Source organism: Pseudomonas taetrolens (assembly GCF_900475285.1).
GTDB lineage: Bacteria > Pseudomonadota > Gammaproteobacteria > Pseudomonadales > Pseudomonadaceae > Aquipseudomonas > Aquipseudomonas taetrolens.
Map to the genome: position 1 here is coordinate 4,804,955 of NZ_LS483370.1, position 23,310 is coordinate 4,828,264.

At 53.9% G+C, this 23,310-nt stretch carries 21 protein-coding genes and 1 pseudogene; 8 read left to right on the plus strand and 14 right to left on the minus strand.

Features of this window, described 5'->3' with window-relative positions:
- Positions 1 to 28 precede the first annotated feature (28 nt).
- The 3 genes and pseudogenes from DQN55_RS22600 to DQN55_RS22055 all read left to right on the plus strand — a co-directional run.
- Positions 29 to 118: pseudogene (locus DQN55_RS22600) on the plus strand (EamA family transporter); the annotation flags it as partial.
- A gap of 247 nt (positions 119 to 365) precedes the next feature.
- Positions 366 to 1,199 (plus strand): Tim44 domain-containing protein, encoded by an 834-nt coding sequence (locus tag DQN55_RS22050; RefSeq protein WP_048381594.1) that lies wholly within the window; start codon positions 366 to 368, stop codon positions 1,197 to 1,199.
- A gap of 134 nt (positions 1,200 to 1,333) precedes the next feature.
- Positions 1,334 to 1,741, plus strand: a complete 408-nt coding sequence (locus tag DQN55_RS22055; RefSeq protein WP_048381724.1) for an SMI1/KNR4 family protein — start codon at positions 1,334 to 1,336, stop codon at positions 1,739 to 1,741.
- 46 nt (positions 1,742 to 1,787) lie between these two features.
- Here the strand turns inward: DQN55_RS22055 and DQN55_RS22060 are convergent, their stop codons facing one another.
- Positions 1,788 to 3,548, minus strand: coding sequence for a cation:proton antiporter (locus tag DQN55_RS22060; RefSeq protein ID WP_048381592.1), 1,761 nt, complete (start codon positions 3,546 to 3,548; stop codon positions 1,788 to 1,790).
- A 287-nt stretch (positions 3,549 to 3,835) separates the two neighbouring features.
- On the opposite strand from DQN55_RS22060, the gene DQN55_RS22065 reads away from it, so the two are divergent.
- Entirely contained in the window at positions 3,836 to 4,321 is a 486-nt protein-coding gene (locus DQN55_RS22065; RefSeq protein WP_048381721.1) for an acyl-CoA thioesterase, read from the plus strand.
- A 21-nt stretch (positions 4,322 to 4,342) separates the two neighbouring features.
- Here the strand turns inward: DQN55_RS22065 and pdxY are convergent, their stop codons facing one another.
- The gene (gene pdxY, locus DQN55_RS22070; RefSeq protein WP_048381590.1) at positions 4,343 to 5,215 is read right to left on the minus strand and encodes a pyridoxal kinase PdxY; all 873 of its coding nucleotides are present in this window, start codon (positions 5,213 to 5,215) and stop codon (positions 4,343 to 4,345) included.
- A gap of 113 nt (positions 5,216 to 5,328) precedes the next feature.
- On the opposite strand from pdxY, the gene DQN55_RS22075 reads away from it, so the two are divergent.
- Entirely contained in the window at positions 5,329 to 5,730 is a 402-nt protein-coding gene (locus DQN55_RS22075) for a DUF3301 domain-containing protein (RefSeq protein ID WP_048381588.1), read from the plus strand.
- Positions 5,731 to 6,061: 331 nt separating this feature from the next.
- Here DQN55_RS22075 and DQN55_RS22080 read toward each other — a convergent pair whose 3' ends face one another.
- Genes DQN55_RS22080 through zigA form a run of 3 tightly spaced genes read right to left on the minus strand, consistent with a single transcriptional unit; the run spans position 6,062 to position 8,941 of the window.
- The gene (locus tag DQN55_RS22080) at positions 6,062 to 7,042 is read right to left on the minus strand and encodes a CobW family GTP-binding protein (RefSeq protein WP_048381719.1); all 981 of its coding nucleotides are present in this window, start codon (positions 7,040 to 7,042) and stop codon (positions 6,062 to 6,064) included.
- 40 nt (positions 7,043 to 7,082) lie between these two features.
- The gene (locus tag DQN55_RS22085; RefSeq protein ID WP_231995634.1) at positions 7,083 to 7,718 is read right to left on the minus strand and encodes a DUF1826 domain-containing protein; all 636 of its coding nucleotides are present in this window, start codon (positions 7,716 to 7,718) and stop codon (positions 7,083 to 7,085) included.
- 14 nt (positions 7,719 to 7,732) lie between these two features.
- Positions 7,733 to 8,941, minus strand: coding sequence for a zinc metallochaperone GTPase ZigA (gene zigA, locus DQN55_RS22090; RefSeq protein WP_048381584.1), 1,209 nt, complete (start codon positions 8,939 to 8,941; stop codon positions 7,733 to 7,735).
- Positions 8,942 to 9,086: 145 nt separating this feature from the next.
- Between zigA and folE2 the strand changes: the two genes are divergently transcribed.
- Positions 9,087 to 9,983 (plus strand): GTP cyclohydrolase FolE2, encoded by an 897-nt coding sequence (gene folE2 / locus DQN55_RS22095; protein ID WP_048381582.1) that lies wholly within the window; start codon positions 9,087 to 9,089, stop codon positions 9,981 to 9,983.
- 31 nt (positions 9,984 to 10,014) lie between these two features.
- On the opposite strand, the gene DQN55_RS22100 is transcribed toward folE2, so the two are convergent.
- Positions 10,015 to 10,533 carry a DUF3617 domain-containing protein gene (locus DQN55_RS22100; protein ID WP_048381579.1) on the minus strand — a complete coding sequence of 173 codons (519 nt, stop codon included), beginning with the start codon at positions 10,531 to 10,533 and terminating at the stop codon, positions 10,015 to 10,017.
- A gap of 134 nt (positions 10,534 to 10,667) precedes the next feature.
- Here DQN55_RS22100 and cls point away from each other — a divergent pair, with 134 nt between their 5' ends.
- Positions 10,668 to 12,107 carry a cardiolipin synthase gene (gene cls, locus DQN55_RS22105; protein ID WP_048381577.1) on the plus strand — a complete coding sequence of 480 codons (1,440 nt, stop codon included), beginning with the start codon at positions 10,668 to 10,670 and terminating at the stop codon, positions 12,105 to 12,107.
- A gap of 52 nt (positions 12,108 to 12,159) precedes the next feature.
- Here the strand turns inward: cls and cfaB are convergent, their stop codons facing one another.
- Together cfaB and DQN55_RS22115 are read right to left on the minus strand one after the other, a co-directional pair.
- Complete coding sequence (cfaB, locus tag DQN55_RS22110; protein WP_048381576.1) at positions 12,160 to 13,347, minus strand: C17 cyclopropane fatty acid synthase CfaB; 1,188 nt, start codon at positions 13,345 to 13,347, stop codon at positions 12,160 to 12,162.
- Positions 13,348 to 13,500: 153 nt separating this feature from the next.
- Entirely contained in the window at positions 13,501 to 14,832 is a 1,332-nt protein-coding gene (locus tag DQN55_RS22115; RefSeq protein WP_048381574.1) for a serine hydrolase domain-containing protein, read from the minus strand.
- Between the two features lie 232 nt (positions 14,833 to 15,064).
- Between DQN55_RS22115 and DQN55_RS22120 the strand changes: the two genes are divergently transcribed.
- Positions 15,065 to 16,027, plus strand: a complete 963-nt coding sequence (locus tag DQN55_RS22120) for a bifunctional GNAT family N-acetyltransferase/nucleoside diphosphate kinase regulator (RefSeq protein WP_048381572.1) — start codon at positions 15,065 to 15,067, stop codon at positions 16,025 to 16,027.
- A 178-nt stretch (positions 16,028 to 16,205) separates the two neighbouring features.
- On the opposite strand, the gene glmS is transcribed toward DQN55_RS22120, so the two are convergent.
- The 6 genes from glmS to atpG form a co-directional block, all read right to left on the minus strand.
- Positions 16,206 to 18,041 carry a glutamine--fructose-6-phosphate transaminase (isomerizing) gene (gene glmS, locus DQN55_RS22125; protein ID WP_048381568.1) on the minus strand — a complete coding sequence of 612 codons (1,836 nt, stop codon included), beginning with the start codon at positions 18,039 to 18,041 and terminating at the stop codon, positions 16,206 to 16,208.
- A 9-nt stretch (positions 18,042 to 18,050) separates the two neighbouring features.
- Positions 18,051 to 18,818, minus strand: a complete 768-nt coding sequence (locus tag DQN55_RS22130) for a DeoR/GlpR family DNA-binding transcription regulator (RefSeq protein ID WP_048381566.1) — start codon at positions 18,816 to 18,818, stop codon at positions 18,051 to 18,053.
- Positions 18,819 to 19,084: 266 nt separating this feature from the next.
- Positions 19,085 to 20,452, minus strand: coding sequence for a bifunctional UDP-N-acetylglucosamine diphosphorylase/glucosamine-1-phosphate N-acetyltransferase GlmU (gene glmU, locus DQN55_RS22135; RefSeq protein WP_048381564.1), 1,368 nt, complete (start codon positions 20,450 to 20,452; stop codon positions 19,085 to 19,087).
- A gap of 115 nt (positions 20,453 to 20,567) precedes the next feature.
- Positions 20,568 to 20,993, minus strand: coding sequence for a F0F1 ATP synthase subunit epsilon (locus tag DQN55_RS22140; RefSeq protein WP_048381559.1), 426 nt, complete (start codon positions 20,991 to 20,993; stop codon positions 20,568 to 20,570).
- A gap of 44 nt (positions 20,994 to 21,037) precedes the next feature.
- Positions 21,038 to 22,414, minus strand: coding sequence for a F0F1 ATP synthase subunit beta (atpD, locus tag DQN55_RS22145; RefSeq protein ID WP_048381557.1), 1,377 nt, complete (start codon positions 22,412 to 22,414; stop codon positions 21,038 to 21,040).
- Between the two features lie 27 nt (positions 22,415 to 22,441).
- Positions 22,442 to 23,302 (minus strand): F0F1 ATP synthase subunit gamma, encoded by an 861-nt coding sequence (atpG, locus tag DQN55_RS22150; RefSeq protein ID WP_048381556.1) that lies wholly within the window; start codon positions 23,300 to 23,302, stop codon positions 22,442 to 22,444.
- Between the last annotated feature and the right edge of the window lie 8 nt (positions 23,303 to 23,310).

Consider the following 23,310-nt stretch of genomic DNA (forward strand, 5'->3'; position numbering starts at 1 on the left):
ACAGCCTTCAGACGATAAAGTGAGCAACATGGGCTCAGGTGTATTTTCCTCCTGAACATTCTGGGCCCTGTTGCCAGCTACCTTTGCGGCGTTGTCCGCCCTCTTTGCCAGAGTCGGCTCGAGTACTTCATCCCGGGCTTTACCACCTTGCCGGGAGCATTGACCTGATTACCGCTGGGGTCGTGATGCTGACTGTCAGGCAATAGCCGCAGTGCCTTTGCCATCGAGACGCTCATCTATACCTACAGAATATAGAGACACGTCCTACCTACAACCAGGCAAAAGCCCGAAACACTCTAGCGCTAGCCAGACACACCTCACCTGTGCAACATGGCGCGCGTGTCATCCACAAATGGGAACCCTTTATGAAACGTTTTCTTAGCATCGCCATGGCGTTGTGCATCGGCTTGACGATGAGCCTCGACGCAAACGCCAAACGCTTCGGCGGTGGCAAGAGTTTTGGTTCGGCCCCTAGCCACCAAACTCGCCAAGCCGCTCCAGCCGCCGCTCCTGCTGCTGCGGGCGCAGCAGCCAAGGCCGGTGGTGCTTCGCGCTGGTTAGGCCCTTTGGCCGGCCTCGCTGCTGGTGGCCTGCTGGCCTCCATGTTCATGGGCGACGGCTTCCAGGGCATGCAGATCTTCGACATTCTGATCATGGCAGTCATTGCCTTCCTGATCTTCCGCTTCATCGCCGCGCGTCGTCGTAAACAGCAGACTTTCATGGCGCCTGCTGGTCACGCACCGATGCAACGTGAAGCCTTCGATGCCAAACCTGCAGCTGCGTCGATCTTCGGCGGCAGTTCGGCAGCACGTCCGGTGATCAACGCACCGGCCTGGTTCAACGAACAAAACTTCCTGGAAGCTGCGCGCAACCATTTCCAATCCCTGCAACAGCACTGGGATGCCAATGAAATGGACAAAATCGCCGAGTTCGTAACTCCGCAAATGCTCGACTTCCTCAAGCGCGAGCGTGCCGATCTGGGTGATGGATTCCAATCCACCTACATCGACAATCTGACCGTGCAACTGGACGGCCTGGATGATCGCGCAGACAAAACCATCGCCACGCTGACCTTCAGCGGCGTATCGAAGTCCTCGCGCTTTGATCAGGGTGAAGTCTTCAGCGAAAGCTGGAACATGGAACGCCAGCAAGGTGAAAACCAGCCGTGGCTGGTCGCCGGTATTCGCCAGAACGGCTGATCCTGCAAGCATCATCTGCCATACCCAAAGCCCCGGACTTGTCCGGGGCTTTGCATTTCACGATTGCACTTATAACGAGCTACTGTATAAAGCGCGTCATATAAACCGCGCCATAGAGTATGAGGATTGAGGTCGTGGAAGAGATCATCGAAGAACTACGCGAAAAAAACGAGCCTGTGCCGGTTCCTTTGGAACTGCCTGAGGAAGACCAGTTGGTGGAAATCGAAGAACAACTGTTCATCGACATCCCGTTTGTCTTCAGAGAATTTTTGCTGACCGTCAGTGATGTGGTGTACGGCAGCCTGGAACCGGTCACCGTGACCGATCCACAGTCCCATACCTATCTGCCAGAAGTTGCCGCGACCGCTTGGGACCTGGGCGTCCCCCGCGAGCTGATCCCGATCTGTCAGGACGGCGACGACTACTACTGTGTTGAAGAAGACGGCACCGTCGTTTTATGGTCTGGTGAAGAAGAGCTGGTTACCGAAGAAACCTGGGAATCGGTCTGGCACTGGGCGCGGGACGTCTGGCTGGAAAGCTGATACCTGCCTCGGCAAGCCCGCTTTCCAGCCATTGGTCAGCGGGCGGTCATTGGCCATTATCCTTGTGATTGTCCAGCGTCTCCAACAGCGCAACCTGCATGCGCGTATGGACGCGGACAAACCAGCGCCACAGCACCGCAACGACACCCGCCGCTACCACTGCAATGACCATCAGCAGCTCTTTGGTAGGCAAAATACTCGCGGACAATGCCGAGAGCAGCAAAAAGATCACCAGCAACGACAGCAGCGGGATCACTTCAGCGATCACCTTGCGCACACGTTGTGTATGACGTCCGGCCATTTCAGGCTTGACCCCCATCTCTGCCAGTAACATCGATAGCGCCTTGAGCTTGCGGTATGCCGCAATCAAGAACGGCAGCGACAGTAATAACGCGGCTCCCCAAATCATCCCGTTCTGCCAGCTCGGCTCCAGAATCCAGCCCTGTAAATAGCGCCCGATCCTGGGGGCGAAATAACCACCTGCAAAGAAAATAGCGATAACCAATGCCAGGTTTACGCCAACCTGCAGCAAGATTTTTCGGATCATGGCCACCAATAACGCCCCTTCTCCCTGAGGCTGAATACTGCGCAACCATTCTCCATACAGCCCAAATACCCGTGACAAACGGCTAGGAACCACTTTCGCCAGCTTCAGCGAGAGCGGGTCTGCGGCGCGTATCAAGTAAGGCGTCATCAGGGTCGTCAACACCGATACCGCGACGGCTACGGGGTACAGGAAGCTGCTGGTGACCTGAAGAGTCATACCCAGCGCCGCAATAATGAATGAAAACTCGCCTATTTGAGAAAGCCCCATCCCTACGCGCAATGAAGTCCGTCCGTCATTACCGGCGATAAACGCACCAATACCGCAGGAAAGCATTTTCCCCAGTACTACGGCGATGGTTATCACCACGATCGGCAGCGCATATTCCCAAAGGATTGCCGGATCGAGCATCAGCCCGATGGCGACGAAAAAAATAGCGCTGAACAGATCACGCACTGGCTCGATCAAGCGTTCTATTTTCAGCAACTGCCGAGATTCGGCCATGATGGCGCCGATCAAAAAGGCCCCAAGGACCATGCTGTACTCCAGCTTTACCACCAGCAGGCAAAAGCCAAAACACAGCCCGAGCACGGTAATCAGCAACATTTCATTGCTCTCAAACCGGGCCACATAAGCCAGCACTCGCGGTACCAGCAAAATGCCGATGACCAGCGCTACGATCATAAAGAGTGACAGCTTGCCGACCGTCGAAAACACCTCTTCAGGACTGACACTGCCGCTGACTGCAATGCTCGACAGCAGCGCAATGATTCCGATACCCAAGATGTCCTCAACGATCAATACGCCAAAAATAAGCTGCGCAAAGCGTTCGTTTTTCATCTTCAGGTCGTTAAGCGCTTTAACGATGATGGTGGTCGACGAAATGGCCAGGATCGCCCCCAAAAACAGCGAATCCATGGTGTTCCAGTCGAACCAGCGGCCAATTTCGTAGCCGATCCAGATCATCAGCGTAATTTCCATAAACGCTGCGATAAAAGCCGTGGCCCCCACCTTGAACAACTTGCGCAGACTGAACTCCAGTCCCAGGCAAAACATCAAAAAAATCACCCCCAGCTCGGCGAGGGTTTTGATTGTCTCTTCATCATGGATCAAGCCGAAAGGCGGGGTATGCGGGCCGATAATAAAACCCGCAACGATATAACCAAGCACCACCGGCTGCTTGAAACGGTGGAAAAGGATGGTCACTACACCCGCGACCAGCATGATGACTGCCAGATCCTGAATAAAACTGATGGCATGCATGGCGTGGGGCTCCTTGCTCAATGGTTACACAACAACAGAACGTCAGGCACAGCCTATTAGGCTGTATGTACAAACCGTTTTAAATGTAGGAATTAGCCGCTTGTCGGGCTTTTGCAGGTTAACACCGCGACTTACTCTAAAAAGGCAGTGCAATATATGGAAACAGATGCATCCAAGCGTGACGGCAGTCGAAACCGCAGCGTCCCGTTAAATACTGTTTCAAAAATCGACAAGTATCCGTAGAGATGCCCATTTCACTGCTGCAACACAACCGCGAGCCTGCTGCTATGGAACCCGGAAACGCCCAACTATCGATGACGGTCTTGATGACCCCGGACATGGCCAACTTCTCTGGCAATGTTCACGGTGGAACATTGCTCAAGTACCTCGACGAAGTCGCTTACGCTTGCGCCAGCCGCTATGCGGGCCGCTATGTGGTCACTTTGTCAGTGGATCAGGTTATTTTTCGTGAGCCGATTCATGTCGGTGAGCTGGTGACCTTCCTGGCGTCGGTCAACTACACCGGCAACACGTCAATGGAAGTAGGGATCAAAGTCGTTACCGAGAATATCCGTGAACGCTCGGTGCGCCACACCAACAGCTGCTTCTTCACGATGGTCGCTGTCGATGACGCTCGTAAACCGGCCGCTGTCCCGCCTTTGCAGCCGCTCAACAGTGAAGACAAGCGTCGCTTCATCCAGGGCAAGCAACGCCGCCAGATCCGCCAGGAGCTGGAACAGCGCTACCGTGAGTTGAAAGACGAATCGATGTAACGCCCTCTGCGGGCGAAACGACTAAAAATCGATCGGCACAGCCTCAAACCGCACACGCGGATGAGCAATGCGGTCCTGGGCTCGCACCAGTTGCAACTCGTAACTGGTACAGGCCTGCGTTTCAAGAAGGACTTCATGCACCGCCGCGGCCGCGAACTCAAAGGCCGCAACCAGGCTGTCACCCAATAACACGCGTGCCAGGAACAAACCGGCCGTCAAGTCACCCACGCCCACCGGTTGACGCGGGAAAGCCAACAGAGGGCGCCTCAGGTGCCAACTGCCCTCAGCCGTCACCAACAGCATCTCAAAGCTCTCTACCGGCTTGCCGGGATAAGACAAATGCTTCACCAGCACCGCCTTTGGGCCGCGCGCCAAAAGGCTGCGCGCCATCGCCAGGCAATCGAACAATGATTGCGGATGGCGGCCACAAAAACTGTCCAGCTCCAATTGATTTGGGCACAAAAAATCCGCCATCGCGACGGCTTCGTCGAGCAGGAAGTCGCTGACTTCTTGGGCCACGATGCAGCCCTTTTCGGGATGCCCCATCACCGGATCACACAGATAAAGTGCTTGAGGGTTGATCGCCTTGATCCGTGCCACCCCTCTCAATATGGCCTGACCCTGGGCGGCGCTGCCCAGGTAGCCCGACAGGATCGCATCACAATTGCCCAACTCACCAATCGCAGCAATCCCGTCCACCAGCGCAGGAATGTGCTCAGGAGCCAGTACTTCGCCTGTCCATTGGCCATACTGGGTGTGATTAGAGAACTGCACCGTGTTCAAAGGCCACACGTTCACCCCGAGGCGCTGCATAGGAAAAACGGCTGCGCTGTTGCCGGCATGGCCGAAAACCACGTGGGATTGGATGGCGAGTAAATGAGGTGTACGTTTCATGCCGGATTCCAGACTACGGGTGGATTCAAGCCACGCAGTATGCGATGAAAAGCAGCCTGTACGACAGACTGAAGACGCAGTTAAGCTGGGCTGAACCTGTTGGAGCACACGGAATGCTGACCCTTGGAAATATGTTTGTGCTGATGCTGCTGGCCACTGGCGCTGCCTGGCTGTGGCATAACCACGGTATGCGCGAGCGGGCGCTGGAGCGGGTTAAGCAACACTGCAAAAAACTCGATATCGAGCTTCTGGATGAAAATGTCGCACTTAAAAAAATCGGGTTCATCCGCGATGGCAACGACCGCAAACGTCTGGCACGTGTATATAACTTTGAATTTACCGTGACGGGTGATCAACGTCACACCGGGACCATCACGCAATTCGGTGCCCATAGCGCAAAAATAGAATTGCCGCCCTACCCGTTCAAAACCGAGCCCGAGCCGCAAGAAGTCCCCAGCGCTCAGATCATTGAGCTCAATCAGTGGCGTGAAGAACACCGCAAGACGCGTCATTGAGCCCTTTTAAGCAGCTATAAAGCTCTGCTGGCTGCTTACCCTCCTGTCCGCCGCAAGAAAGTCCACGCTATCGGTTGTTTCGCGCCCCCCATGCTGTGCCTGTGGATAACTTCTTTTCGCTTCGACCTGATAACACTGTAAACCCGCGACTTAGAGACGTTTTCGGGTTTATTTCGGTCGTTATCCTCATATACAATTTGTAATTGTAGGACAATTTTACCAGCACAGAATCAGCCTAAAACGCCCTGTTTTCGAGCTTTTTCTCCTGCGCGGCCCCTGAAACCCCCAAGCCAAGTGCTCTTTTCCAGCACAGTTGGCATCCGCTACTGCATCAAGCCTCATCTGGCCGCTCAAAAAGGCAGTTTTTCATCCCTGACTGGAGCGCATCCAGGTCGTGAACCCGATCAAAGATCAACTCAATTCGTGAATCGGCACGCCATTCGCTGAGTTTCCACTCTGCGATGGAGTTATCCACAGAATTACTTGAAAGCCACCCTGCTGGCGTATGGATAACCAGCTTTGCACGACGCCAATCCAGGCTTTTTAGCCACTGCTGAAGAGCGTCCGGCTCGAATTGCATCGAGGCATGCCAACGCCAACCCACACTCCACCCCTCAGGCTGCAACTGGGGCATTACCAGTGGGATTTTCGGGTTGATAATTAGGCTTCCTGATTGATTAAAATCCTTATAAATCAATGAGTTATCCACAGCATGAATAACGCTCACGTTGGCTGCAGGCAGCGTATTTAGCGGGATGCAGCCATGTTCGGTCCACAAAACAGGGCACTTTGGCAGACCGCATGCAATCTCCTCACGTTGCTCATTTTGCACACTATTAGATTTATTCATGACCACTAAACCGGCACTTTTCAGGGCCGTTTTTTGAGTATCAGGCAACGGTTTACCGTGAGCCATTGCCTGTGCATCCAGCACTACGACACAGGGCTGTACCGCCAGAACGCCCAGCCAAGGGGCTTCGCTGAGCTGCTTCAGGATTTGTGCAGGATGTCCAAGACCGGAAGGTTCGATAAATAATCGATCGGGTTTTGCCCTGCGTAACAGGCGGCTCAAGCCAATCTGAAAGGGTGCACCATTGACGCAACACACACATCCGCCCGCCACTTCGGCAATCGTGACAGCCTCATCTCCCTGGCTCATCAGGGCCGCGTCCAGGCCAATTTGACCGAACTCATTGACGAGCACAGCCCAGCGCTCCTGAACGGGCTTCTGCGCCATCAGGTGCTGAATCAGACTGGTTTTGCCGGCACCGAGGGGCCCGGCAATCATATGAGTAGGAATGTTCTGCAACATCATCGCCAGCTTCTGTGTTGATCGAAGCAAACAATATGCCTCAGGCCAGCCAATCCAGGGTCAAAATCAAGCGCCGCTCACCCTGCCCCAGGGCGGGGGAACGATGGATCAAGCCCGCGCCTTCGTTACCCTGCCATTTCTCTCCTTTGAGTAAAGCGACTTCTCCCTGGTTTATTTGCTGGATCACGGTTGCTTGCGTTGGCTCGGCCTGTAATTGCCCCAGACAACGTCGTTCCATCGCACCCTCTTCAAGCCATTGGCTGCCAATCCCTGCATAAGTGGTGATAAGACGCACTGGCACATGATCAACGTGAAAACGTGGACACATGGCCTTATCCAGGGCCCTGAGACGCAGCCCAATGCGTTTTGCGCCCAACAGGCAGCTGTAGGCGCTGACCAGCCAGGAAATATCCGAAATGAAGCCTGCATAGCCTTCCAGGTCGTTAAACCTCGATGCAAGACCTTGCAGGTTGGGCGATGCGTGCTCATTGCACATTTCAATGCTGATTGAATCAGCCAAGGGCTCATCAAAAGAGAGTAATAAAGCCCCGAAATCCGAGATATGCACAGGTAGCTGACGCTGCCAGATCGCCAGATTAACGCCATCGTCCAGTATTCGCGCCAGCACGTCAGGCGTTGGCCCTGTGGCCTGCTGAACCGTAGGTAGAGCGGGCATGACCTGTGCCTTCATCACGCTGTCACCTCTTCGTGCCAGTCACCAAACGGATCGTTAAGTTGTGACCAGCCTACAGCTCCCAAGGCCATTTCATCTTCATTCAGCAAACAGGCATCGAGCTCGGACGTCAGTTGAGTGAAATCGATGTGCTGACCGATAAACACCAACTCCTGACGACAGTCCGCAGTGTCCGGCAACCATTTTTGGAGGATTTCAGCCTTGGCTTCCGGGTCTTGCGGCCATTGTTCTCTAGGAACAAAGCGCCACCAACGCCCGGCAAATCCATAGCGCATCAACCCACCCGCCTGCGACCAACTGCCCGCTTCCTCGTATTTGCTGGCCAGCCAAAAAAAGCCCTTGGAGCGCAGCAATTTGCCATTGGTCCAAGGACGGTCAATAAAATTGAAAAAACGCTCGGGATGAAAAGGACGACGCGCGCGATAAGCCGCCGAGGCGATTCCATACTCCTCGGTTTCAGGTACATGCTCGCCACGTAACTCTTGCAACCAGCCAGGCGAAAGCGCTGCCCGATCAAAGTCGAAACGGCCAGTATCAAGAATTTTTTTCAGCGGGACTTCACCCATGACCATCGGGATGATTTCAGCCTGGGCGTTCAGGCGCTCCAAAATGGCGATTAATTCCTCGCGATCTGAACGACTGATGAGATCGATTTTGCTGATCAAAATAACGTCAGCGAATTCAATTTGTTCAATTAAAAGGTCCGTGATTGAACGATCATCATCTTCCCCGAGGGTTTCACCCCGTGAAGCAAGACTGTCTGCCGCCTGGTAATCCTGTAAAAAATTCAGGCCATCGACCACCGTCACCATGGTGTCCAAACGAGCAATATCCGCCAGGCTTTGGCCGGACTCATCACGAAAAGTGAACGTTTCAGCGACAGGCAGAGGCTCCGAAATACCGGTCGACTCGATTAATAAGTAATCAAATCGACCCTCGCGGGCCAACTTGCCAACTTCCATGAGCAAGTCTTCGCGCAGGGTGCAACAGATGCAGCCATTGCTCATTTCGATCAGTTTTTCTTCCGCACGATTCAAACTCACATCGCGCTGAACCTCCCCGCCATCAATATTTATTTCGCTCATATCGTTAACAATCACTGCCACACGCAGGTTGTCACGGTTGCGCAAAATATAGTTCAGCAGGGTGCTTTTTCCTGCGCCGAGAAATCCGGAAAGCACAGTCACCGGTAGACGTTCAGGCATGGAAGTTCCTCATCAGGGTTGGCAGGTCAAAGCGCCCGCTTGTTGGCATGACCGATATCGATCGCCGATAATGATACATTATAACAATACACACCATTAAATTGTTATCTTGTAACATCACCCCGTTTATATGATGGAAGCCTTTATGAATGCCTTGACCCTTCCCGATGTTGCGTCACAAAACACCCTTCAAGCTCTACCGCTTGAATGGGTCGGAATGTGCGGTATCGCTTTGCCCGTTGTGATTGATGGGCAGCGACTGTCCGCCACAGCCGATGCGGGAGTCAGCCTGGATGACAGTGAGGCACGTGGTATTCATATGTCGCGCTTATATTTAGCGCTGGAAGTACTCGAGTCGCAGGAGCTGAACCCGCTACTTTTGAAGAAAATTTTGCAGCGTTTTTTGGACAGTCATGATGATTTATCAATCAGTGCCTACCTGCGAATTCATACCCATGTGCTACTCAAACGCCCCGCATTGGTCAGCCCTTTGAGTGGCTGGAAGAGCTACCCAGTGAGCATCGATGCTGCTGTGAAAAACGGAATGTTCCACGTGGAACTAAAAACTGAAGTGATCTATTCCTCAACCTGCCCCTGTTCGGCGGCATTGGCCCGACAGTTAATTCAGCAAAAATTCATGGATGACTTTGCCAATAAATCACTTCAGCACGCAGAGGTTTTAAGCTGGCTGGGCAGTTCGCGAGGCATCGTTGCAACGCCTCATAGCCAAAGAAGTACTGCCTATTTGCAGCTTCGCATGAACACAGAACTGCCTGACATTCCGTTGATTCCGATCATCGACATGGCCGAAAGTGCATTAGGTACCGCAGTACAAACCGCCGTAAAACGCGCAGATGAACAAGCCTTCGCGCTAGCGAACGGGCAGAACTTGATGTTCTGTGAGGATGCAGCGCGGCGATTGAATGTCGCGCTTAAAGCGTCTCCTGGTGTCATAGGCTTCGACTTGAAAGTCGTCCATGCAGAAAGTCTGCACAGCCATGACGCCGTTGCCGAGAGCCGCTGGAACTGGGAGTCGCAATGACCGGCAACAATCACTGCGTCAGGTTAATTGGTCAAGCGCGTGGTTTGACGGTTCCACAGTTTTGTCCCAGCCACACAGCGCGGGTATCCATGCTGCCTTTCTGCTGGATGCCCGTAGCATTGAAAGTGCCGTTCACCTGAGTGGTGAACTCACGATCACTGAGGAAGGTGGCCACACCATCGCCCTGAGCTTTTGGACAACTAAAGCGAAATTTCCACTGATTTCCACTACGCTCAGTGATCTGTTGGTTACAACCTGACTTAGGATCAGTCAGCGGAACCTCTTCAGATTTCACTTGGTCAGGTGTCAGGCACACTCGAACACCTTTACCGCCCATGGTGAGCCCTTGGCTTTCCAATTGAGCTTTTTGTTCCGGAGTTAGCATATTCTGCAACTGGCCTAACATTACCTGCAGATCTGGAAGCTGCTGACCATCGACTTGCATGTTGCTGGAAGTCAGCTCCCAAAGTCCTGGTTGCAGCACTTGTGCTTGGGCCAAGGGGATCGATAAACCGCAGGCTATGAATAGCCCAAGAAGACGAACATTCATCAAGTAACTCCTTCGAAAGTGTCCGTGTTAGACGTCAAAAATAGATGGGCGTTGCACAACAATTAAAAGGGACATCACAAACAGACCTGGTCTGTCAGTACTCAACGCAGGACCCTTCAGGAGCAAGGATACGCATGGAATATCTAGCCCCACACATTATTGGCTACCTTATTTTATTGATTCACAGCTTAGGCTTAATTGCCGCATTGCATGCGGTTTTAACCGTCAGAACGGCGCAGGGGTCGATCGCTTGGGCGATGTCGCTATTTTTTATTCCTTACTTAACCCTTATCCCCTATCTCATCTTCGGTCGCAGTTCGTACGATGATTACATTCGTGCCCGGCGCGTAGCCAACCAAGAAATGCGTGAAGCCATTGCGGACATGAACTGGAGACCCTGGGTTGAGGAAGCGCTCGCCGCTCGCAACTCAAAAGCCTACACCTCTCTGCGAGCCATGCCGAAGTTGGGACGCATGCCTTGCCTGGCGAACAATACGGTACGCTTATTGATCAATGGCACCGAAACCTTCGATGCCATTTTCAAAGCGATTCGCGCGGCCAAAGAAGTGGTTCTGGTGCAGTTTTTTATCGTGCATGACGATGAGTTAGGCATGAAGTTACATGCCTTACTTCTAGAGAAAGCTGCCGAAGGTGTTGCCGTGTATTTGCTGTACGACAGTATTGGCAGCCACTCCCTGCCCAAGTCCTATGCTGAGACCTTGCGCGCGGGGGGTGTTCAGGCACATGCATTTGCAACCCGTGCCGGCTGGATCAGTCGGTTTCAGATCAACTTCCGTAATCATCGGAAAGTGGTCGTGGTGGATGGTGTCCGTGGATTTGTCGGCGGGCACAATGTGGGTGATGAGTACCTGGGAGCCAAACCTCCGTTGTCGCCGTGGCGTGATACTCACGTCGACGTTTGCGGTCCAGTGGTCGCGTGCCTGCAAGAATCCTTTGCTGAAGACTGGTTCTGGGCCTCACGCAAACTCCCGCCGCTGATTCTGCCGCAAAGCTATCCAGAGGGTGGCGTGCTATGTCAGTTCCTCGCAAGCGGCCCGGCAGACTCATATGAAACCTGTTCACTGTTTTTCGTCGAAGCCATCCATGCCGCCAATCACAGGGTATGGATCACAAGCCCTTACTTTGTTCCCGATGAAGCAGTCTTTGCAGCACTAAGACTCGCCGTATTGCGTGGGGTTGATGTACGAATCCTCATTCCTTCCCGACCAGACCATAAGATTGTTTACGCAGCTTCCAGCCTGTATGCCTTTGAAGCCGTGCGTGCCGGCGTGCGAATCTTTCGTTATCAACCCGGCTTCTTGCATCAAAAAGTAGTGTTGATCGATGATGAAATCAGCGCCATTGGCAGTGCCAACATGGATAACCGATCTTTCCGTCTCAACTTTGAAGTGATGCTGCTCACTGTCGACGGAGCGTTTGCCAAACAGGTCGAACACATGTTGCTCGACGACTTCGCCCTGTCACTGGAAATCACCGAAGCCGATATCAAGGCGACCCACCGCTTGCAACAACTGGGGATGCGCGTGGCACGCCTGGTTTCGCCGGTCCTGTAAAAAAGGCCGTGTCGCTCTTAGCGGCACGGCCTTTTGTCTTTCGCAATAATACTCAGCTGTAAATATCACGCCGGGTACGCGGCAACTCAAGCGAGCCGTCAGCGAATGGTTTGGTCGCCAGAATCTGATCGATGTTGATCCAGCCGCGTGCGAATGCATAGGCACAGCCCGCGAGGTACAACCGCCAAATACGCAAGGTTTGTTCGGGTACTTGCTTGGCGGCAGCCTCAAGGTTGTTTTCCAGGCGCTGGCTCCAATGTTCCAGGGTGCGCGCGTAATGCAGGCGCAAGCTTTCGACATCGACTACTTCCAGCCCCGCTTCACTGATCTGCGCGGTGATCATTGAAAGGTGTGGCAACTCCCCATTGGGGAACACATAGCGCTCGATGAAATCTCCGGCACCACGTCCCACCGGGCGCCCATCCGTATGTTTGGCGGTGATGCCGTGATTCATCACCAAACCACCTTCCCGAACAGCCTTGAACAGGATTTCACAGTACTCACGAAGGTTCGCATGCCCAACGTGCTCAAACATACCCACGCTGACGATTTTGTCGAATCGACCATCCTGTGGTAAATCACGATAGTCCAACAGTTGCAATTCAACCTTGTCTTGCAGGCCTTCGGCGTTGACACGCTCCCGGGCCAAGGTCAGCTGTTCTTTGCTTAAAGTAATGCCGAATACCTTGACCCCAAACTCCCGCGCGGCAAAACGCGCCAACCCACCCCAACCACAACCAACATCCAGCAGATACTCACCTGGTTTTAATCTCAGCTTGCGGCACAGCAGGCGAAATTTGGCTTGTTGTGCATCATCAAGGCTCTCTTCACCGGTTTCGAAATAGCCACAGGAATAGGCCATGTCACGGTCGAGCCACAGCTGATAGAAGTCATTGGACAGGTCGTAATGATATGAAATGGATGCGGCATCCGTGGCCTTGTCGTGATAGATCCGCGTAGGGGAAACAGACCCTTCATCATCGTCCACGAGCGCCTGGCTTAACTCATCACATACACGAACCACTTCGCTGATGGAGCCTTCAAGCTCAAGGCGTCCTTCAACGAATGCACTGCCCAATAGTCCGAGGCTCGGATGTGTAAACTCAGCCACAAGCTGTGGATCCTTGACCACAATCGTGACACTGGGTGCAGGGCCAAAATTAAATTCATGCCCATCCCAAAGCTTTAGACGTAATGGAAGCTGAAGTTTTTGTAAGGCTGGTGGCAATTGCGCGAGCATCAGTGGGTCCTCCCTCATTCAGGCATCGAAGCTATAGATAGGGTAGACGATTAACCGAAACTTTCAGCTTCTCGATTCCGAGGGCAAACGTCTGAGCGCGGAGGTGTTACGGAGAGTCAATGCGATCAGCTCAGCGGCTGATCGCATGTTTCATCATGGGCGATGAATCAACTGTTTGGCCAAAGCCTCGAACGCAGGAATAGTCACCGGATCATTTGCTGAGTTGCTGGCAATCGGATTGGAGGCATAACGCACAATGACCATCTCGGCTTTGGGGTCGATGTAGATGCGCTGACCATACACTCCACGTGCCATGAAGGCGCCGTCCGCATTGTGAGTGACCCACCACATGTTTCGGTAACTGCCACCCTTGAGCAGGTCGTATCCAGCCTTGGCAAAGGCGTCTTTATCACCGCCGCTGCGTATGTCTTCCACAACCGCTTTGGGAACGATTTGCTGAGCAAGGTATTGGCCCTCATTACGGATCATTTCGCCAAAGCGTGCCAAATCCCGTAGACCCGTATTCAACCCACCACCGGCGAATGGCGTACCGATTGAATCAACAGTGAAATAGGCATCCTGTTCTGCACCGATGCGCTGCCAGATTTTTTCAGACAGTAATTGCGCCACATTGCGCCCGGTCACTCGTGCGATCACCCAGCCCAGCACATCGGTATTTACGGTTTTATAAGCGAATGCTTTGCCATGTTCACCTAACGGTTTCACCGTCAATAAAAACTCCATGTAACTGCGCGGTCCGGTGTAGTCCTTTGGTTTTGGCAACGGGCTGCCGGCTTGAGCGTGTTGCCAGACCTCTGCATTCGGATCGGAATAGTCTTCGCTGTATTTGAGCCCGGTGGTCATATCCAGTACCTGACGCAACGTGGCACTACCAAAGGCAGACGCCGCCAACTCCGGTACATAGTCCGCGACTTTTTTATTCGCATCCAGCGTGCCATCCGCCACCAACATGGCGCCCAAAGTGCCGACCACTGATTTAGTGACAGACATGGCACCGTGCTGCCCTTCCGGAGTCAGGACACCGAAGTAGCGTTCGTAAACAATTTTTCCGCGATGCAACACCACGATGCCATCGGTGTAATTCGCCGCCAGCGATTGTTCCCAGGTCATCGGTTGCTTGGCGCCCAACGGCACAAAACTCAATTTATCGATATCGGCTCGTAATGCTCGCACCAACGGAACTGGCGCCCCTAACCCCCGGGACACATTCGTGGTGGGCATCAATTGACGGAAATTTGAAACGCTCCAGCGCATGGCAGGAAAATTGAAATAACTGCCGTCGGCGAAACGAATAATACGATCGGGCGGTGGCGGAGCACCCACCATCCAGCCCATTTTTGCCGGATCACTGGCAGCAGCATCCGGATAAGCATTTTTATCCACAGCGCTGGCTACGGAAGCCGCCAGACATGAGAGCAAAAAAACCGCGCTTTTCCGGGCGGGTTTAAATAAATTTTTAAACATACAAACGCCTCAGTTAAGGAACGAGACTCGGCCAAGCACTGAACTGAATGTTCCTTTTCAGCTCATGACCGCACTCACCTTGCGATAAAGCCAGCGCCTTGTATAGCCGCGTTCGGATTAGCCTTGGCCAATATCAGGGGGCAAAAACGACTCGACCCGCAGAACAAGTGCGGGTCGAGTCGAAATACGTCCGCGATATGTCTTAAAATAGCCAGTTGCCGAAAGAACCATCATGGTCATAGCCATGACAGGCTTTCATCCTTTACAAATAATTGTGGTGAAGATGAACAAGCCTTTCATTTCGCTGTGTCCAGAAATTACTCGGGCGCACGCGCTGAAGCTGATGGATTGGTTGGAGGATGAGCGCGTCACCTGCTATCTGAGCGATTCGCGTCATGTCTCCCGCTCCATCGGGCAAGCCATCGATCGGACTCAATTACCGATCCTGACCCATCTATTCAACCGGGGCGGCCGGTTCTTCATGGCTTATGACCGGCATGACGCCCCGGTGGGCTTTGTCCGTCTAATCAAGACCGGCTCACATTGCGAGATAGTCCTGGTCATCGGAGACAGCGACAAATGGGGCCGGAACCTTGGCGCCCGCACAATCCGCGAAGGCATGAAACTGGCATTCCTCGACATGCGCGCCGAGAAGCTCATCGCCAAGATCCACCCGGATAACGCACGTTCGCTGAAGGCCTTTCTGCGCAGCGGCTTTTTGCTCGAGAGCGAAACGCCGACATTGAAATCATTGTCCATGACGGCGGGGCGCTATCGCCAGTTCTTGCGCGAAGGTGCCGTTAACGACTCCACCAGGATCTACATCACTGAAATCGACAAGGCCAGGCTTGAGAGCCTAATCGCGCTCGAGCAAGGCCCGGCCGTTGTTGAACTCGAACATGAGCTTGAGCGAGCCGTTGTCGTCAAGCCGCAGCAGGTGGCGTGCAATGTCGTCACGATGAACTCCAGAGCCTTGCTGCAGCTGGACGACGAAGAGATCGAAGTGGCCTTGGTCTACCCTGAAGATGCGGACAGCAACGCGGGGAAGCATTCCGTGGACTCCGAAATCGGAGCCGCCATCCTGGGCTATCAGGAGGGGGACGCCATCAACTGGCGAATTTCTGATCGGACCCGACGGATTGAGATCAGGAAAGTGCTTTACCAGCCGGAGGCTGCAGGCGATTTCCACCTGTAATTGACTTCTGCTCAATGTTTGTCCATCAGGCGCGAGGATCCCCCAAAGGACGGGGCCTCGCTTTGCGTGCCTGATGCGGCCCGTTGGAGGGTCAAGGGCAGGAGGCGGCAGGACAGTCCTGCCCGGCTCCTGCGACCGTTTTGATTAACTTAATCCAACGCTGAATGGTACCGGAGGATTACTCCACGGTAACGGATTTAGCCAGGTTACGCGGCTGGTCTACGTCGGTACCTTTAAGCACTGCAACGTAGTAAGACAGCAGTTGCAGCGGGATGGTGTAAAGGATCGGGGCCAGCACATCATGAATATGCGGCATGTTGATCACATGCGTCCCGTCGCCATTGACCATGCCTGCCTGCTCATCCGCAAACACGACCAGTTCACCGCCACGAGCACGGACTTCCTGCAGGTTGGATTTAAGCTTTTCCAGCAATTCATTGTTAGGTGCAACCGTCACCACTGGCATGTCGTTATCAACCAGCGCCAGCGGACCATGCTTCAGCTCACCCGCCGGGTAAGCTTCTGCGTGGATGTACGAAATTTCTTTGAGCTTCAGTGCTCCTTCCATTGCTACCGGGAACTGAGCACCGCGGCCAAGGAACAAGGTGTGATGCTTGTCGGCAAACAGTTCGGCAACTTTTTCAATGATGCCGTCCATCGCCAACGCTTCGCCAAGGCGCGCAGGTAAACGGCGCAGTTCCTCTACCAATTGAGCTTCGACGCCCTCTCCCAGGGTGCCGCGCACTTGACCCAGCGACAGTGTCAGCAGCAGCAAACCAACCAACTGAGTGGTGAAAGCTTTAGTCGAGGCGACGCCAATTTCGCGACCGGCTTGGGTCAGCAGTGTCAGGTCAGATTCACGCACCAGGGAACTGATCCCCACGTTGCAAATCGCCAGGCTACCCAAGAAGCCCAGTTCTTTGGCATTACGCAGCGCCGCCAGGGTGTCGGCCGTTTCGCCCGATTGCGAGATCGAAACAAACAGTGTGTCCGGCTGGACCACTACTTTGCGATAACGGAACTCGCTCGCGACTTCGACCTGACACGGAATGCCCGCCAGTGCTTCAAGCCAGTAACGGGCAACCATCCCGGCATGGTAGCTCGTGCCACAGGCAACGATCTGAACATTGCGTACTTTGGCAAACAGTTCCGCGGCTTGTGGGCCGAAGGACTGAACCAGAACCTGATCCTGACCGAGACGGTTTTCCAGGGTGCGTTGTACAACGGCTGGTTGCTCGTGGATTTCCTTGAGCATGTAGTGACGGTACTCACCTTTATCAGCAGCTTCGGCACCATCACGGTACTGCACGGATTCACGCTGAACAGCCTGGCCATTTACATCCCAGATCTGCACGCTGTCGCGACGAATTTCTGCAATGTCGCCCTCTTCCAGGTACATGAAACGGTCAGTCACTTGACGCAGTGCCAATTGATCGGAGGCCAGGAAGTTTTCACCCAACCCCAAACCAATCACTAATGGGCTACCGCTACGAGCAGCGACCAAGCGATCCGGTTGCTGCGCGCTGATCACAGCCAAACCGTAAGCACCGTGCAACTCTTTAACCGTCGCTTTCAGGGCTGTGGTCAGATCACTGTTGTCTTTGAGCTTGTGATTGAGCAGGTGAGCAATGACTTCGGTATCAGTGTCAGAGGTAAATACATAACCCAACCCTTTGAGTTGCTCACGCAGGGCCTCATGGTTTTCAATGATGCCGTTGTGCACTACAGCCAGGTCAGAGCCAGAGAAGTGCGGGTGTGCATTGCGTTCGCACGGAGCACCATGAGTTGCCCAGCGAGTGTGAGCGATACCCAGACGGCCCGCCAAAGGCTCACCGGCCAGCGCTTGTTCCAGCTCGGAAACCTTACCGTTACGGCGCATGCGCTCTAGCGTGCCGTTGTTAGTAAAGACTGCAACACCTGCGCTGTCATAGCCCCGGTATTCGAGGCGTTTCAGGCCTTCGAGCAAAATGGCCGTGATATTACGTTCAGCAATTGCGCCTACGATTCCACACATAATGTTCTCCTAACTAACGGCGGCGCATAACAGTGTTATGCCCCGGGCCTGAATCTGTTCGCGCGCCTCTATCGGCAAGCGATCATCAGTAATAAGGGTATGGACACTGCTCCATGGCAGTTCCAGATTGGGTATCTTGCGACCAATCTTGTCGGATTCGACCATCACGATTACTTCACGCGCGACATCAGCCATGACCCGGCTCAGACCCAACAACTCGTTAAAAGTTGTCGTACCGCGCAACAGATCGATGCCGTCAGCGCCGATAAACAATTGATCAAAGTCGTATGAGCGCAACACCTGTTCAGCTACCTGTCCCTGAAAGGACTCGGAATGGGGATCCCAGGTGCCACCCGTCATCAACAACACAGGTTCATGTTCAAGCTCGCTTAACGCATTGGCGACATGCAGAGAGTTGGTCATTACCACCAGGCCAGGTTGTTGGCCCAACTGTGGAATCATCGCAGCCGTCGTACTGCCGCTATCAATAATGATGCGAGCATGTTCTCGAATCAGTCCAACTGCCGCACGAGCAATTGCTTGCTTGTAATGGGAAACAGGCTGAGGAAGATCACTGACCAACTCTTGCGGCATGCTGATTGCTCCCCCATAACGCCGAAGCAGTAATCCGTTGCTTTCGAGGGCAGCCAAATCCTTGCGAATCGTCACCTCCGACGTTTCGAAACGTTTGGCCAGCTCATCCACACTGACTTCGCCTTGCTGGGCGAGCAAAGCAAGGATGTTGTGTCTGCGTTGAGGCGTGTTGCGTTTCGACATGGTGCTTAAGTTTCGTTTCGAAAGATAACGAAAGCAATAAGACCTTATCTCGAAATTCTCGTCAAGAAATTGTTGAGATAATTTTCTGTGCATAACTCAATAAAAAGCCGTGTTACCGGGCGTTCAAACGAGTTAACGAGACAACACAAAAAAGCCTTATCCACAGACAGCGGATAAGGCTTTTATATAAGGTACTGATTTTAAACAGTTATACGATAACTTGAATTACTCACAAGCAAGGCTTGCTGGCTTGTGGATAACATTCTTCAAGGCTTTGGCAGCTTAACCGGACGCTTCCAGCCATCAATGTTGCGCTGGCGTGCGCGGCCAACCGCCAGTTGCTCAGCGGCCACATTCTGATTGATCGTTGAACCGGCTGCAGTCGTTGCACCATTGGAGATATCCACAGGAGCAACCAGCGAGTTGTTCGAACCAATGAAAACATCAGCGCCCAAGACGGTTTTCCACTTGTTGGCGCCATCATAGTTACAGGTGATGGTCCCCGCACCAATGTTGGTACGCGGTCCGACTTCGGCATCACCCAGGTACGTCAGATGACCACATTTGGCACCCTCACCGAGGTGGGCATTTTTCAGCTCAACAAAGTTACCCACATGGGCACCGGCATCGAGCACGGTGCCGGGGCGCAAGCGGGCAAATGGGCCAGCATCACTGCCCTCGCCCATAACAGCACCATCGAGGTGGCTGTTGGCTTTAACCACGACCCCCTTGCGTAAAGTGCTGTCTTTGATCACGCAGTTAGGACCAATGATCACGTCGTCCTCGATAACCACTCGACCTTCAAGAATCACGTTGATATCGATCAGCACATCGCGGCCAACCGTGACCTCGCCGCGAACATCGAAACGCGCCGGATCACGCAAGGTCACGCCCAGCGCCATCAGTCGACGGGCTTCACGTTGCTGGTAGTGACGTTCCAGCTCAGAGAGCTGTTTACGGTCGTTGGCGCCCTGCACTTCCATTGCGTCGTGGGGATGTTCAGTCGCAACCACCAGACCATCGCTGACCGCCATGGCGATAACGTCTGTCAGATAATACTCGCCCTGGGCATTGTTATTCGACAGCCGGCCCATCCAGTCACCCAGACGATTGGCCGGTAATGCGAGGATGCCAGTGTTGCCTTCGGTGATAGCTCGCTCGGCTTCACTCGCATCCTTGTGCTCAACGATTGCGCACACCTTGCCATTGGCATCTCGCACAATTCGACCGTAACCCGTTGGATCTTCCAGGTTAACCGTCAGCAGCCCCAATTGCTCCGAGCCGACTTGCTTGAGCAGACGATGCAGCGTCTCGACTTCGATCAGGGGTACATCGCCGTACAAGATCAGCACGTTCTGAGCAGTCAAAAATGGCAGGGCCTGTGCAACGGCATGCCCTGTGCCCAATTGCTTGTCTTGCAGGACGAAGTTCAGATCATCCGCCGCAAGGCGTTCACGAACCAATTCGGCACCGTGACCGATCACCACATGAATACCGGTTGGCTTGAGCTGCCGGGCGCTGTGGATAACATGGCCAAGCATGGAGTTGCCTGCAACGGGGTGCAGAACCTTGGGCAGCGCCGAACGCATCCGGGTGCCCTGCCCTGCAGCGAGAATAACAATATCGAGAGACATGACTGGCTACCAATCCTGGGTGGTCAGCGACTGTGACCAAAAAGTATTTCGCGGAAAAAGAAAAAGGGTAGCCGAGGCTACCCTTTTTAATCAATCACACAATGAAGCAGACAGCTTAGCCGCCGAACTTCTTGCGGATTTGCTGGACGGTGCGCAGCTGAGCTGCGGCCTCGGCCAGACGTGCAGCAGCAGATCCGTAATCGAAATCTGCGCCTTTTTCATTCAGGGCCTTCTCAGCAGCCTTAACGGCTTCCTGAGCGGAGGCTTCATCCAGGTCGGCAGCACGTTGCACAGTGTCGGCAAGAACCTTGACCATGTTCGGCTGAACCTCGAGGTAACCACCGGAGATGTAAAACACCTCGGCTTCCCCACCCTGTTTGATCAGGCGGATTGGACCTGGCTTGAGTTCAGTGATCAGCGGAGCGTGACCCAGAGCGATACCAAGATCACCCAGGCTGCCGTGTGCAATCACCATCTCAACCAGACCGGAGAAAATTTCTCCTTCCGCGCTGACGATATCGCAATGGACTGTCATAGCCATCTGCTTGCCTCAACCTGATTAGCGCCCGTTGCCGGGCGCCGGGATTACAGTTTTTTGGCTTTCTCGATCGCTTCTTCGATGCCGCCGACCATGTAGAACGCTTGTTCTGGCAGGTGGTCGTAGTCACCGTTGAGGATGCCTTTGAAGCCAGCAATGGTGTCTTTCAGGGAAACGTATTTACCCGAAGCGCCAGTGAAGACTTCAGCCACGAAGAACGGCTGAGACAAGAAACGCTGGATCTTACGAGCGCGAGATACCAACTGCTTGTCGGTTTCCGACAGCTCGTCCATACCCAGGATCGCAATGATGTCCTTCAGTTCTTTGTAACGCTGCAACACGTACTGAACGCCGCGAGCGGTGTCGTAGTGTTCCTGGCCGATTACGTTCGGGTCCAGCTGGCGCGAAGTCGAGTCCAGTGGATCGACCGCTGGGTAGATACCCAGGGAGGCGATGTCACGAGACAGTACAACGGTGGCGTCCAAGTGGGCGAAGGTGGTCGCTGGCGACGGGTCGGTCAAGTCATCCGCAGGTACGTATACCGCTTGGATCGAAGTGATCGAACCTTCCTTGGTCGAAGTGATACGTTCTTGCAGAACGCCCATCTCTTCAGCCAGGGTAGGCTGGTAACCTACTGCGGAAGGCATACGGCCCAGCAGTGCGGATACTTCAGTACCGGCCAAGGTGTAACGATAGATGTTGTCAACGAACAACAGAACGTCGTTACCTTCGTCACGGAACTTCTCGGCCATGGTCAGGCCAGTCAGTGCCACGCGCAGACGGTTACCCGGCGGCTCGTTCATCTGACCGTAAACCAGTGCCACTTTGTCCAGAACGTTGGAGTCCTTCATCTCGTGGTAGAAGTCGTTACCCTCACGGGTACGCTCGCCCACACCCGCGAACACGGAATAACCGCTGTGCTCGATGGCGATGTTACGGATCAGTTCCATCATGTTTACGGTTTTGCCTACACCGGCACCACCGAACAGACCAACTTTACCACCCTTGGCAAACGGGCAAACCAGGTCGATAACCTTGATGCCGGTTTCCAGCAGGTCGTTGCCGCCTGCCTGGTCTGCGAACGATGGCGCAGCGCGGTGAATACCCCAACGCTCGTCAGTGTCGATCGGACCAGCTTCGTCGATCGGGTTGCCCAGAACGTCCATGATCCGGCCCAGGGTCGCTTTACCGACTGGTACGGAGATGGCAGCACCCGTGTCGAGTACGTCCAGACCGCGCTTCAAGCCTTCGGTAGAACCCATCGCAATGGTACGAACTACGCCGTCGCCCAGCTGTTGCTGAACTTCCAGAGTAGTTTCCGCGCCTTGTACTTTAAGCGCGTTGTAGATGCTCGGTACGCTGTCGCGTGGAAATTCCACGTCGATCACGGCGCCGATGATTTGAACGATACGTCCGCTACTCATAGCTGGATCCTCTGAATATTTGAACCGTTAAACCGCGGCAGCGCCGCCGACGATTTCCGAGATCTCTTGGGTGATCGCAGCCTGACGCGCCTTGTTGTAGATCAGCTGCAAATCGCTGATCAAATCACCGGCGTTGTCGGTAGCGTTCTTCATTGCGATCATCCGCGCAGCTTGTTCAGCCGCGTTGTTCTCGACCACCGCCTGGTACACCTGCGACTCCACGTAGCGCACCATCAAGCCGTCAAGCAGCTCTTTGGCGTCTGGTTCGTAGAGGTAGTCCCAGTGGTGCTTGAGTTCTTGATCCGCGGTCGCCACCAATGGAATCAACTGCTCCACGGTAGGCTGTTGCGTCATGGTGTTGATGAACTTGTTGGATACCACGGACAGGCGGTCAATACGGCCTTCCAGGTAAGCATCCAGCATCACCTTGACGCTGCCGATCAAGTCATTGATCGACGGTTCTTCACCCAGGTGGCTGATAGCTGCAACGACGTTACCGCCGAAGTTGCGGAAAAAGGCCGCACCCTTGCTACCAACAACGCACAGATCAATCTCGACGCCGTTATCGCGGTTTACCGCCATGTCCTTGACCAGGGCCTTGAACAGGTTGGTATTCAAACCACCACACAAACCACGGTCACTGCTCACAACCACATAACCAGCACGCTTAACTTCGCGGTCGATCATGAATGGGTGGCGGTATTCCGGGTTGGCGTTGGCCAAATGCCCAATAACCTGGCGAATACGCTCCGCATAAGGACGGCTAGCAGCCATGCGCATTTGTGCCTTGCGCATTTTGCTGACCGCCACTTTTTCCATGGCGCTGGTAATTTTTTGCGTGCTTTTGATGCTCGCAATCTTACTGCGAATCTCTTTTGCGCCTGCCATGTAACACC

Excerpts from the sequence above, each read along its gene's own strand:
- DQN55_RS22050 (WP_048381594.1), top strand. The coding sequence starts at position 366 with ATGAAACGTTTTCTTAGCATCGCCATGGCGTTGTGCATCGGCTTGACG.
- DQN55_RS22060 (WP_048381592.1), bottom strand. The coding sequence starts at position 3,548 with ATGCATGCCATCAGTTTTATTCAGGATCTGGCAGTCATCATGCTGGTC.
- DQN55_RS22065 (WP_048381721.1), top strand. The coding sequence starts at position 3,836 with ATGGAACCCGGAAACGCCCAACTATCGATGACGGTCTTGATGACCCCG.
- pdxY (WP_048381590.1), bottom strand. The coding sequence starts at position 5,215 with ATGAAACGTACACCTCATTTACTCGCCATCCAATCCCACGTGGTTTTC.
- DQN55_RS22075 (WP_048381588.1), top strand. The coding sequence starts at position 5,329 with ATGCTGACCCTTGGAAATATGTTTGTGCTGATGCTGCTGGCCACTGGC.
- DQN55_RS22080 (WP_048381719.1), bottom strand. The coding sequence starts at position 7,042 with ATGTTGCAGAACATTCCTACTCATATGATTGCCGGGCCCCTCGGTGCC.
- DQN55_RS22085 (WP_231995634.1), bottom strand. The coding sequence starts at position 7,718 with ATGCCCGCTCTACCTACGGTTCAGCAGGCCACAGGGCCAACGCCTGAC.
- zigA (WP_048381584.1), bottom strand. The coding sequence starts at position 8,941 with ATGCCTGAACGTCTACCGGTGACTGTGCTTTCCGGATTTCTCGGCGCA.
- folE2 (WP_048381582.1), top strand. The coding sequence starts at position 9,087 with ATGAATGCCTTGACCCTTCCCGATGTTGCGTCACAAAACACCCTTCAA.
- DQN55_RS22100 (WP_048381579.1), bottom strand. The coding sequence starts at position 10,533 with ATGAATGTTCGTCTTCTTGGGCTATTCATAGCCTGCGGTTTATCGATC.
- cls (WP_048381577.1), top strand. The coding sequence starts at position 10,668 with ATGGAATATCTAGCCCCACACATTATTGGCTACCTTATTTTATTGATT.
- cfaB (WP_048381576.1), bottom strand. The coding sequence starts at position 13,347 with ATGCTCGCGCAATTGCCACCAGCCTTACAAAAACTTCAGCTTCCATTA.
- DQN55_RS22115 (WP_048381574.1), bottom strand. The coding sequence starts at position 14,832 with ATGTTTAAAAATTTATTTAAACCCGCCCGGAAAAGCGCGGTTTTTTTG.
- DQN55_RS22120 (WP_048381572.1), top strand. The coding sequence starts at position 15,065 with ATGGTCATAGCCATGACAGGCTTTCATCCTTTACAAATAATTGTGGTG.
- glmS (WP_048381568.1), bottom strand. The coding sequence starts at position 18,041 with ATGTGTGGAATCGTAGGCGCAATTGCTGAACGTAATATCACGGCCATT.
- DQN55_RS22130 (WP_048381566.1), bottom strand. The coding sequence starts at position 18,818 with ATGTCGAAACGCAACACGCCTCAACGCAGACACAACATCCTTGCTTTG.
- glmU (WP_048381564.1), bottom strand. The coding sequence starts at position 20,452 with ATGTCTCTCGATATTGTTATTCTCGCTGCAGGGCAGGGCACCCGGATG.
- DQN55_RS22140 (WP_048381559.1), bottom strand. The coding sequence starts at position 20,993 with ATGGCTATGACAGTCCATTGCGATATCGTCAGCGCGGAAGGAGAAATT.
- atpD (WP_048381557.1), bottom strand. The coding sequence starts at position 22,414 with ATGAGTAGCGGACGTATCGTTCAAATCATCGGCGCCGTGATCGACGTG.
- atpG (WP_048381556.1), bottom strand. The coding sequence starts at position 23,302 with ATGGCAGGCGCAAAAGAGATTCGCAGTAAGATTGCGAGCATCAAAAGC.